Genomic DNA, 11,642 nt, shown 5'->3' on the forward strand with positions numbered 1-11,642 from the left:
GCGTGATACAAGTATGAGAGTGTCAGTTGTTATTCCAGTGCATAATGAAGCAAGTACTTTATCAAAAGTTTTAGTAGAAGTAAGGAAGTTGGAACCATATGAAATTATCATAGTAGATAATGGATCGACAGATGGTACGAAAGAAATAGCGTTACAGCTTAATTGCCGTGTGATTTATTATAGATATTCTCTTGGTAATGATGTGGGACGGGCAATTGGTGCTAGAGAAGCAAAAGGTGAAATTGTTTTATTTTTAGATGGCGATATCGTCATGAAAAGTGAAGAATTATACAATTTTATTAAAGGAATACAGCAAGGACATGAGATTGTTTTAAATAATTTAACATGGTCCGTTTATTTGAAGATGAGACCGCATTATACGACGGTTGGAAAATATATGTTAAACCGTTATTTGAACAAAAAAGAATTTGTTGTAGGATCTTTAATTGCGATACCACATGCGATAAGTCGTGAAGTGATTGAAGAACTAGGGTGGTGGAATTTAGCGGATCCAGCACTATTTCAAGCGATGGCGATGTCTAGAGGAGTAGATATTTCTGATATGGCTTCAGTTGATGTCATTTACACAAATAAAGTTCGTCCTGTCCATACGGGCACGTCACCTGGCTCTCCTTATCCGAAAGCGACTAGTCGTATTATGGGTGATCATTTGCGAGCTTTACAATACGTAATCGAAACATACGGTAATCGCGGTGGTTTTTCAGAGGGCAATAAAGATAGGGAGTTTGTAGGAAAGTATAAACCAGTTTTATTACAAAAGAAAAAAGCGAAATATAGTGCCATTATCCCAGTATCAGAAGAGAAAACAACTATAAGGTCTGTTATACAAGAAGTGAAAAAAGCAGGTGTAGATGAAATTATAGTTGTTGTGAATGGAGCTGCCGTAAAGACCATTAAACAAGTAAAGCTAGAGAATGTTATTGTTGTTGAGTTGGATGAAGTGCTTGGGCATAATGTAGCACGGGCGATAGGGGCCATGTATGCTACGGCAGATATTTGTTTATTTGTTGATAGTGATTTTGTTATTCCAGCAACAAATTTAATTCTATTTTTGCGTGCTATTGAAGATGGAAGTGATGTGGCATTAAATGATTTACAGTGTTTATTAGATATGTTTCATCCAGCAGATCCAATTAGCATGGGAAAATATTTTGTGAATTTGATAGCGAAGCGACCAGATTTATGGAATAACTCATTAACAGCAGTACCACACGCTATGCATAAAAAAGTAATAGAGAAAATTGGTTATGATTCTCTTGTGATTCCTCCATTAGCTCAGGTGAAAGCTATTTTAGAAGGATTCTCTATTACAGCAGTAGAGTTATTAGATGTTATAAAAACAAATCGAGTACGTCCAGAGCAACACGAATTTGTAAATGGGCGTATTTCAGCATTTGATCGTATTTTCGGTGATCAAATTGAGGCGATTGCGTATTTATTACAATGTACAGACGAACGCGGTGGCTTTACGGATGGAGATAGAGAGAGAGATATCATTCAACAATTGAGAAGGGAAGAAGAGAATACAAATGAATAGTAGTAAAGTAGCTATTATTGGCTTAGGGTATGTTGGCCTTCCTTTAGCAGTCCATTTTGCAGAGAGAGGGCATACAGTACTTGGGTTAGATAAAGATATTAGAAAAATAGAATCAATTATAAAAGGAGAAAGCTATATTCCGGATGTTTCTTCTAAAGAGTTACAAAGTTTATTGGTGAAAAAAAAATTAATAGTGAACACACCGGATCAAGGCATTGCTGATTTTCAAAATAGTGATTATGTTATTGTTACTGTCCCGACTCCGATTAATGAACAAAGAGAACCAGACTTAAGTGCCCTCATTTCAGCCTCACATTATATACAACAAAACCTTCAAAAAGGACAAACCTTCATTTTTGAAAGCTCCACATATCCAGGTACACTCGAGGAAGTTATCATTCCTATTATTTCTCAAACAGGTAAAAAGGTAGGAGAAGATTTCTATATCGGATATTCCCCTGAGAGAATTGATCCGGCTAATAGTCACTATTCTGTTCAAACGATTCCAAAAGTTATTAGTGGACAAACAGAAAAGTGTAAACAAAAAGTTCAGGAGTTGTATAGCACTACATTTGATGTCGTTGTTCCAGTTAGTTCTCCGAAAGTAGCGGAAATGTGTAAGTTATTTGAAAATATTCAGCGCCTAGTCAATATTTCATTAGTAAATGAGTTAAACACACTATGTGAAAGTTTAGGAATTGATTTTTATGAGGCGATTGAAGCCGCATCTACAAAACCGTTTGGATTTACTCCATATTGGCCAGGACCAGGAATAGGAGGACATTGTATTCCAGTAGATCCTTTATATTTCCAATGGAGAATAAAAAGGAATGGGGAAATTAGTCAATTAATTGAGGCTGCACATGTGATTAATGAAGAAATGCCAGAGAAAATAGTCCGGAAAGTAAAAGGCATGGTGCAATCACCTGCATCAGTTTTAATTGTAGGAATTGCATATAAGAAAGATGTAAATGATTTGAGAGAATCACCGGCTTTACCAATTATTGAATTGTTACTAAAAGAAGGATATGAAATCGAATATCACGATCCATATATTTCTTCTGCAAAGTTTGAAGGCAAGGTGTACCAATCTGTTTCTTTGGATGAACATGTCGTTAAACAAGCGGGTTGTATATTAATTTTAACTGATCACTCTAATATCGATTGGAAGCTTTTTAAAGGTATGAAGCGAGTAATAGATACACGTGGAATTATAAAGAAGGTGAGTGTATGAGTAAGAAATGTTTAATTACAGGTGGAGCAGGATTTATTGGTTCACATTTAGCTGAAGAGCTGGTGAAAAGAGGGTATGGGGTTACGATCGTTGATAACTTCTATAAAGGGAAAAATAAATATCATGATGAGTTAATGAAAGAAATTCGAGTTATTCCAATAAGTGTTTTAGATAAAAATTCTATTTATGAATTAGTAAACCAACATGATGTAGTGTTTCATTTAGCAGCAATTTTAGGCGTGAAAACGACAATGGAAAAGAGTATAGAGCTTATTGAAACGAATTTTGATGGAACGAGAAACATTTTACAAGCAGCGCTAAAAGAAAAGAAGAAAGTGGTCTTTGCTTCTACTTCAGAAGTATATGGTAAGGCAAAGCCACCCTTCTCTGAAGAGGGAGATCGATTATACGGGGCAACTTCTAAAATACGCTGGAGTTATGCAGTGTGTAAAACATTAGAAGAAACATTATGTTTAGGATACGCATTAGAAGGTTTACCGGTAACGATTGTTCGTTATTTTAATATTTATGGTCCAAGAGCGAAAGATGGTCCGTATGCAGGGGTAATCCCACGATTTATTAGTGCGGCTTTGCAAGGAGAAGACATTCTCGTATATGGAGATGGAGAGCAGACACGTTGTTTTACGTATGTAAGTGATGCGGTAGAGGCAACGATTCGAGCGATGGATGAGAAGGTAAATGGTGAAATTATTAACATAGGTTCTGACAATGAAAAGAGTATAAAAGAAGTGGCAGAAGTAATTAAAAAGCTAACGAAATCCTCTTCAAAGATTGTTCAAGTTCCTTTTGAAGAGGTGTACCCACATGGCTTTGAAGAAATTCCAAATAGAAGACCAGATGTTGCGAAATTAAGAGAACTTGTTCAGTTTCAAGCAGAAGTAACATGGGAAGAAGGATTGAAAGAAACTATTAAGTGGTTCCGTGAAGAAAATAATGGCTAAGTCACTATCGGTCATTATACCTGTATGTAATGAAGCTGAAACGATTTCAGATGTTATCCAATCGGCAAAAGGATTAAATCCAATAGAGATTATTGTAGTAGCAAACGGTTGTAACGATGGTACAGAAGAGGTTGCTGATCGTTTAGGGTGTAAAGTAATCAAGTATATAGAGCTACTAGGGAACGATGTTGGCCGCGCGATTGGCGCAAAACATGCGATAGGTGATGTATTACTATTTATAGATGGAGATTTTGCTATTCAAACTTCAAAATTACAATTATTCCTTAATCCGATTTTACATGATCAGGCCGACATCGTTTTAAATAATTTGGACGCATTATTTTTAAAGAAACAAAAACCGTACGCCGTGACAGTATGGCGCCAAATATTAAATGCAATGTTAGAGCGTGAAGAATTAAAAATTGATTCCTTATTAGATGCACCTCATGCGCTGACGAAAGAGGTCGTTCAAAGCATCGGATATGAATGTTTTGTTAATCCTATTTTGGCTCATTTACGCCTCGTTCAAAGTGAATGGAGAATTAGTCGGCATTGTGCAATTGACGTTATTACGCCAAATAAATTTCGGCCGACCGAGCATGCTGCGTACGGCACGGGTCTTTCGCAATCTGAAAAACGGATGATAGGTGATCATATAGAAGCTGTAGCGGAGCGAATAGTAGGTAGTGATGAGCGCGGAGGATATTATGATGGAAATAGGAAAAGAGATAGTGTCTATCATACTTTAGATTTCGAAGATCTTTATCAAGGATGGGGCATTACATCTAAATTGTATAAAGGAAAGCAATTATCAGTCATTATTCCTGTACAAGATGAAGAGAAAACAATTGGAAATGTTATAGAAGAGCTTCGCAAAATTGAACCTTTTGAAATTATCGTTGTTGTAAATGGTTCGTCTGATAAAACAGCAACGATTGCAAAAGACAAGGGAGCAACAACAATTGTATATAAAGAAGCACTTGGCAACGATGTGGGACGTTCACTTGGGACTTATTTCGCCAAAGGAGAAATTGTATTATTTATAGACGGTGATTTTGTTATTCCAGCTAGTGAGCTATATCCATTTGCAAAAGCTATTGCAGATGGAATGGATGTCGCATTAAATGATCTAAATCATTATTTAGATTTAAGAGTACCGCTTCATCTTGTAACTGCATTTAAATATGCATTAAATTTAGCTTGTGATAGAAAAGATTTAGGAGTAGGATCTCTTATCGCTGTACCTAATGCGTTTAGCCAGAAGTGTTTGAAATCAATTGGGTATAGGTCTTTATTGTCACCTTGCGTAGCGCAAGTGAAAGCTATTCTTTCAGGATTCGAAATTGCGTGTGTAAGTCGTGTAGAGGTCGATAAGATGAACCGCATTCGTCCCAGTGAACATTTTGCAAAAATAGGTCATCCTCCAGCTGTCTTGCGAATTATAGGTGATCATATAGAAGGATTAGAGCAATTAATTGTATTAGAAGGTAGCCGTGGTGGATTCTATGATGGGAATAGAAAAAGAGATGTTTTAGAGTAGTAACAAAAAAAGTGTACAACATATGTACACTTTTTTGTTCTGTTATAAAAACTATAACAGATTAGGAGATAAGAGTATTACAGCTCTACAATGGGTATTGTTCTTATATTACAAAATAGGACTCGTATATAAGGGTACCAAAAAAATACAATTAAGGAAAGGGTTAATTATAAAGACTTTTAAGTGAAGTTAACACTGTGCATATAGTAGTTTGCTCAATATTTCACAAACATGTCACAACTATTTCGTTCACTTTAGCAAAAAAGTAGTATTCTAAGTGTGTAAGCTGTTATATAAAAAATCTTAGTCCTGTACTAATCAAAAATGGAGGAGATTAGGATGACTCAAGTATTAGAAAATGTTAAAAACGCATGGGAAAACTTTAAAGGTGAAAAATGGAAAGCAGAGATTGATGTTCGCGATTTCATTTTAAATAATGTAAACGTTTTCGAAGGAGACGAATCTTTCTTAGCGGGAGCAACTGAAGCAACGAAACAACTTTGGGATCAAGTAATGGATTTAACAACGAAAGAACGTGAAAACGGTGGCGTTCTTGATATGGATACAAAAATTGTTTCTTCTATTACATCACATGAACCAGGATATTTAAATAAAGATATTGAAAAAGTAGTCGGTTTCCAAACTGAAAAACCATTTAAACGTTCTTTACAACCATATGGTGGTATTCGTATGGCGGAACAAGCTTGTGAATCTTATGGATACGAAATGGATAAAGAGCTTAGTCGTATTTTTAGAGATTGGAGAAAAACTCATAACCAAGGTGTATTCGATGCTTATACACCAGAAATGAGAAATGCACGTAAATCAGGTGTAATTACTGGTCTTCCAGATGCATACGGACGTGGACGTATTATCGGTGACTACCGACGCGTAGCATTATATGGTATTGATCATTTAATTGAAGCGAAAAAAGCTGATTTGAATTTAACTGGCGGTGTAATGAGCGAAGATACAATGCGTTTACGCGAAGAGTTATCTGAGCAAATGCGTGCACTTCAAGAGTTAAAACAAATGGCTGCTTCTCATGGCTTTGATATTTCTAAGCCAGCAACAAACACACAAGAAGCATTCCAATGGTTATACTTCGCATATCTTGCAGCAATTAAAGAGCAAAACGGAGCTGCAATGAGTCTTGGACGTACTTCTACATTCTTAGATATTTATATTGAAAGAGATTTAGCAAATGGTACTTTAACAGAAGAAGAAGTACAAGAAATTGTGGATCACTTCATTATGAAATTACGTCTTGTGAAATTTGCAAGAACACCTGATTATAATGAATTATTCTCTGGTGACCCAACTTGGGTAACTGAGTCTATCGGTGGTATGGCATTAGATGGTCGTCCATTAGTAACAAAGAACTCATTCCGTTTCTTGCATACATTAGATAATTTAGGACCAGCTCCAGAACCAAACTTAACAGTTCTTTGGTCTAAACAATTACCACAGAACTTTAAAAACTACTGTGCGAAAATGTCTATTAAAACATCAGCAATTCAATATGAAAATGATGACATTATGCGTGCTGACTACGGTGATGACTACGGAATTGCTTGTTGTGTATCTGCAATGAGAATTGGTAAACAAATGCAGTTCTTCGGCGCACGTGCAAACTTAGCAAAAGCATTACTATATGCGATTAACGGTGGTAAAGATGAAAAATCTAAAGCACAAGTTGGTCCTGAGTACGCACCGATTACTTCTGAAGTATTAGATTATGAAGAAGTTATGCGTAAGTTTGATATGACAATGGAATGGTTAGCAGGTCTATATTTAAACACATTAAATGTTATTCATTACATGCATGATAAATATAGCTACGAACGTATTGAAATGGCACTTCATGATACAAATGTTCTTCGTACAATGGCAACAGGTATCGCGGGTCTATCTGTAGTAGCAGACTCTTTAAGTGCAATTAAACACGCAAAAGTAAAACCAATTCGTGATGAAAACGGTATTGCAGTTGACTTTGAAATCGAAGGAGATTTCCCTAAATACGGTAACAATGATGACCGTGTAGATGAAATCGCTGTAAATCTTGTAAAAACATTTATGAATAAACTTCGTAAACATAAAACATACAGAAATTCTGTTCATACAATGTCGATCTTAACAATCACATCTAACGTTGTATACGGTAAGAAAACTGGTAACACTCCAGATGGTCGCCGTACTGGAGAACCATTTGCACCAGGTGCGAACCCAATGCATGGTCGTGATACAAAAGGTGCATTAGCTTCATTATTATCTGTAGCTAAATTACCATATGAAGATGCACAAGATGGTATTTCTAATACATTCTCTATTATTCCAAAAGCACTTGGTAAAGAAGATGATGTACAAGTACGTAACTTAGTATCAATGCTTGATGGTTATGCAGTAAAAGAAGGCCATCACTTAAATATTAACGTATTTAATCGTGAAACATTAATGGATGCGATGGAACATCCTGAGAAATATCCACAATTAACAATTCGCGTATCTGGTTACGCTGTAAACTTTATTAAATTAACTCGTGAACAACAAATCGATGTAATTAATCGTACAATGCATGAAAGTATGTAAGTGAAAAAGTGTCCCTCTGCTTTTTATAAATAGCAGAGGGGGGCTGCTTCAATAAAGGAGGAAGTAACATGATAAAAGGAAGAATTCATTCTGTAGAGTCTTGTGGTACTGTTGATGGCCCAGGAATTCGTTATGTCATATTTACACAAGGGTGTTTATTACGTTGTCAATACTGTCATAATGCTGATACGTGGGAGATCGGTAAAGGAAAAGAAATAACAGTTGAAGAAGTAATGCAGGATGTGACATGTTACCTTCCTTTTATTGAAGCTTCTGGAGGCGGTATAACAGTTAGTGGTGGTGAACCATTATTACAGCTAGATTTCTTAATTGAATTATTTAAGAAATGTAAGGAAGTTGGAATTCATACAACAATTGATTCTTCGGGTGGTTGTTATTCTGAAGAACCAGAATTCCAAAATAAGCTAGATATTTTAATGGATTACACAGATTTAGTTTTATTGGATTTGAAACATATTGATTCAAAGAAACACCGTAAATTAACAGGGAAACCAAATGAACATATTTTACAATTTGCTCGTTATTTATCGGATAAAAATAAACCAATTTGGGTAAGACACGTATTAGTTCCTGGTGTTACGGATAATGAAGAGGATCTACAAAAATTATCTAGCTTTATTCAAAGCCTGTCTAATGTTCAGAAGGTTGAAGTGCTACCATATCATAAGCTTGGTGTATATAAATGGGAGGCACTTGGGCATAAATATCCACTCGCGAATGTAGAACCACCTACTGAAAAAAATGTAGAGCAAGCAAGACATATTTTACAAGCAGTCTAATCCAAATATTGGATTAGGCTTTTTGCTTTCTTTACAATAAAACCTAGAGTATGTATATAGAAAAGAGTATACTAAAAATAGAATATCCATATTTTTGTAAGGAATAAGTGGAGAAATTTACATAATTGTAAAGGGAAATCAAAATAGTAAAAAGAATTAAGAAGTAAAAGAGTGAGTATCATGGAATAGAGAACATTTGTAAGTTATTGCGAAAGCTCTTGTAGGAAAGTATAATGTAAAGATATGAGCACAGATAGGATTAAGGGGTCAATCTTATATGCTTTGCATATCCACGACAGGTACATAGCTGAAAGAGAAGTATTAGAATCTGTTTATGTAATTTTTAAGGAAAATGTTTTTCCTATTGTCGTATATGCAATATGGAGAAACAATAAGCTAGGAGTGGATTTGTTTGATAAAAAACCCCAAGGTTTTAATATTAACTGCACATTACGGTAATGGTCATGTGCAAGTAGCGAAAACATTAGAACAAACATTTCGCCAAAAAGGAATTAAAGATGTAATTGTATGCGATTTGTTCGGAGAATCACATCCAGTTATAACCGATATTACAAAATATTTATATTTAAAAAGTTATACAATAGGAAAAGAATTATACCGCTTGTTTTATTATGGCGTAGAAAAAATTTATGATAAAAAAATAGCATCTTGGTATGCGAACTTTGGAAGAAAACGTTTGAAATTACTTTTACAAGCAGAGAAACCGGATATTGTTATTAATACTTTTCCGATCATAGCTGTACCAGAGTTAAAAAAGCAAACAGGTATTTCAATTCCTGTTTATAACGTATTAACGGATTTTTGTGTGCACAAAATATGGATTCATCGGGAAGTAGATCGTTATTTTGTAGCAACGGATCACGTGAAAAAAATTATGGTTGATATTGGTGTGCCCTCGGAGCAAATTGTTGAAACTGGAATTCCGATTCGTAGTAGTTTTGAGCTGAAGATCAATCCAGACATTATATATAATAAATATCAGTTATGTAAGAATAAAAAGATTTTACTAATTGTAGCAGGTGCTCATGGGGTATTAGGAAGTGTAAAAGAACTATGCCAATCATTTATGTCATTACCTGATTTACAAGTAGTTGTCGTTTGTGGAAAGAATGAAGCGTTAAAACAGGATTTATTAGGAGTACAGGAAAAAAATCCTGATGCATTAAAAGTATTTGGTTATGTTGAAAATATTGATGAATTATTCCGTGTTACTTCTTGTATGATTACGAAGCCAGGCGGTATTACGTTAAGTGAAGCGGCAGCATTGCAAGTACCTGTCATTTTATATAAGCCTGTTCCAGGGCAAGAAAATGAAAATGCGATGTACTTTGAAAGAAAAGGAGCTGCAGTTGTCATTCGTGATGATAGTGAGGTTTTTGCAAAGACAGAGGCGTTATTACAAGATGATATGAAGCTTCTTCAAATGAAAGAAGCGATGAAAAGCATTTATCGTCCGGAGCCAGCTGGTCATATTGTGGATACAATTTTGACAGAAAATCATGTAGAACCGAATCATATACCTATTAAATCACCTGCTCTTGCACAATTATTTACTTAATATGAAACCCTCTTTTATATGTTTAAAGAGGGTTCTTTATTGTTTTATAAGATAAAGTAGTAACTTATCCACATGAAGATTACGCTTTCATTAAACAGTAAAGTCGAAATATTAACAACTATATCCACATTGTCCACAATTTTTAGAAAACTATCCACAATTCTAACATTTACTATGCGTTACAACATATAAACTTGTGAAGGATTTGTTGAATTTATTCACAATTCTATAAATTGTGTGGATAACGTTATCCACACAAAAAAGGTTCCTTATAAATAAGGAACCTTTTTGTCTATTCTATCACGTAGAAAAAATATGTAATGAGAATGAATAATTAGGGGGGAAAACTTCTAATTATTCATTCTCACTTTAAATACTTTTCGAGCGATAACCCGCTGCGCGATCTGCTTTGCGAAATTCTCGTTGGTAAAGAACTTCTTGTGTACTAGATAATGTGTTTTTTGTTTTGTCACGTTTCTTTTTATCCATTACAAATCACCTCGTGTCCTAAAGTCACTATCTATCGTTTCCAAAGACATAGGGTGATATACGTATATGGTAAAATGTTAATGATTAACTATTTTTTCTGGAAATTTAGATTATGCTTCTTTTAATTGGTGAGCATCTTGGAACGTTGTATCTCGCATTGTAGCAAGTGTATATTGATCTTTTGGGATTTCATATAAGTTATATACTTCTTCATTTGCGTTAATTTCATCATAAACGGCTTTTCTTGTTTCGTTTGCTAGATTTACATATTGTAGTTTTTCGGCAGCTTTAATAGAACGAATATTTATTTTACGAATACGCATAAAGATTGTTTCAATATCTAATTCATAGAAAAGTTCACTAAAAAATGAATCTTTCGCCAATTTATTATAGCCTTTTCCATGATAGGGTTTGCCAAGCCATGTTCCGAGAAATCCGGCTTTTTCTTGCACATCAAATAAAGTAATTGTTCCGATAGGGTTACCCCATTCATCTAAAATTGTGCGTGAAATTAATTCCCCACGCTCTTCAGCTTCAATCGTTTGTTTCGTTAAAAATAAATACTCTTCATAAGAATAAGCCTTTTGACGCACAAAAGGGAAGACAGCTGGGTCCACCATTAACTCGTATAGAACGTGGCTGTCGTGTAAGTCGCGTTTTTTCAACATACTAACTCCTCCTCACACGAGGGTAGCATGACGAAAAAACACCCCACCCTCGAAATTTTTATATCAATCTTTAAAAAATTTCGGGGTGGGAATCGAACCCACTAGAACCAGTTTCTAACGCTGGTGGCGCACCATTTGCCTTCCCCATTCATCAATTTGAAAATGATAATCACGACACAAATTGATTATGGTTTCATTCAGTTTATAATCGTATAATACTTTA

General features: G+C 35.0%; 9 protein-coding genes. 7 read left to right on the plus strand and 2 right to left on the minus strand.

Annotated features, from left to right (window positions below):
* Positions 1 to 13 precede the first annotated feature (13 nt).
* The 7 genes from AC1DMU_RS20970 to AC1DMU_RS21000 all read left to right on the plus strand — a co-directional run bounded on the left by AC1DMU_RS20970 (position 14) and on the right by AC1DMU_RS21000 (position 10,262).
* Positions 14 to 1,558, plus strand: a complete 1,545-nt coding sequence (locus AC1DMU_RS20970; RefSeq protein ID WP_088061666.1) for a glycosyltransferase family 2 protein — start codon at positions 14 to 16, stop codon at positions 1,556 to 1,558.
* Positions 1,551 to 2,792 (plus strand): nucleotide sugar dehydrogenase, encoded by a 1,242-nt coding sequence (locus tag AC1DMU_RS20975; protein WP_075313226.1) that lies wholly within the window; start codon positions 1,551 to 1,553, stop codon positions 2,790 to 2,792. Before AC1DMU_RS20970 ends, AC1DMU_RS20975 begins: the two co-directional genes overlap by 8 nt.
* On the plus strand, positions 2,789 to 3,754 hold the full coding sequence (locus AC1DMU_RS20980; RefSeq protein ID WP_060486943.1) for an NAD-dependent epimerase/dehydratase family protein: 966 nt from the start codon (positions 2,789 to 2,791) through the stop codon (positions 3,752 to 3,754). The genes AC1DMU_RS20975 and AC1DMU_RS20980 overlap by 4 nt, the downstream gene beginning before the upstream one ends.
* Positions 3,747 to 5,294, plus strand: coding sequence for a glycosyltransferase family 2 protein (locus AC1DMU_RS20985; RefSeq protein ID WP_476941560.1), 1,548 nt, complete (start codon positions 3,747 to 3,749; stop codon positions 5,292 to 5,294). Before AC1DMU_RS20980 ends, AC1DMU_RS20985 begins: the two co-directional genes overlap by 8 nt.
* A 339-nt stretch (positions 5,295 to 5,633) precedes the next feature.
* Positions 5,634 to 7,883: a formate C-acetyltransferase gene (gene pflB, locus AC1DMU_RS20990; protein WP_088609562.1), complete on the plus strand. Its 2,250-nt coding sequence runs from the start codon at positions 5,634 to 5,636 to the stop codon at positions 7,881 to 7,883.
* 68 nt (positions 7,884 to 7,951) lie between these two features.
* Complete coding sequence (pflA, locus tag AC1DMU_RS20995; protein WP_000589742.1) at positions 7,952 to 8,683, plus strand: pyruvate formate-lyase-activating protein; 732 nt, start codon at positions 7,952 to 7,954, stop codon at positions 8,681 to 8,683.
* A 412-nt stretch (positions 8,684 to 9,095) separates the two neighbouring features.
* Entirely contained in the window at positions 9,096 to 10,262 is a 1,167-nt protein-coding gene (locus AC1DMU_RS21000) for a diglucosyl diacylglycerol synthase (RefSeq protein ID WP_000594705.1), read from the plus strand.
* A gap of 369 nt (positions 10,263 to 10,631) precedes the next feature.
* Here the strand turns inward: AC1DMU_RS21000 and AC1DMU_RS21005 are convergent, their stop codons facing one another.
* Together AC1DMU_RS21005 and AC1DMU_RS21010 are read right to left on the minus strand one after the other, a co-directional pair.
* A complete protein-coding gene (locus AC1DMU_RS21005) occupies positions 10,632 to 10,751 on the minus strand; it encodes a YfhE family protein (RefSeq protein WP_000358487.1) in 120 nt (39 codons plus the stop codon).
* Between the two features lie 110 nt (positions 10,752 to 10,861).
* Positions 10,862 to 11,419 carry a GNAT family N-acetyltransferase gene (locus AC1DMU_RS21010; RefSeq protein ID WP_000914737.1) on the minus strand — a complete coding sequence of 186 codons (558 nt, stop codon included), beginning with the start codon at positions 11,417 to 11,419 and terminating at the stop codon, positions 10,862 to 10,864.
* Positions 11,420 to 11,642 lie beyond the last annotated feature (223 nt).

This window comes from Bacillus sp. 01N45 (genome assembly GCF_056399205.1).

Bases quoted from the DNA above. Each gene is read 5' to 3' on its own strand.
- AC1DMU_RS21010 (WP_000914737.1), bottom strand. From the start codon at position 11,419: ATGTTGAAAAAACGCGACTTACACGACAGCCACGTTCTATACGAGTTA.
- AC1DMU_RS20970 (WP_088061666.1), top strand. From the start codon at position 14: ATGAGAGTGTCAGTTGTTATTCCAGTGCATAATGAAGCAAGTACTTTA.
- AC1DMU_RS20985 (WP_476941560.1), top strand. From the start codon at position 3,747: ATGGCTAAGTCACTATCGGTCATTATACCTGTATGTAATGAAGCTGAA.
- AC1DMU_RS21005 (WP_000358487.1), bottom strand. From the start codon at position 10,751: ATGGATAAAAAGAAACGTGACAAAACAAAAAACACATTATCTAGTACA.
- pflA (WP_000589742.1), top strand. From the start codon at position 7,952: ATGATAAAAGGAAGAATTCATTCTGTAGAGTCTTGTGGTACTGTTGAT.
- AC1DMU_RS20975 (WP_075313226.1), top strand. From the start codon at position 1,551: ATGAATAGTAGTAAAGTAGCTATTATTGGCTTAGGGTATGTTGGCCTT.
- pflB (WP_088609562.1), top strand. From the start codon at position 5,634: ATGACTCAAGTATTAGAAAATGTTAAAAACGCATGGGAAAACTTTAAA.
- AC1DMU_RS20980 (WP_060486943.1), top strand. From the start codon at position 2,789: ATGAGTAAGAAATGTTTAATTACAGGTGGAGCAGGATTTATTGGTTCA.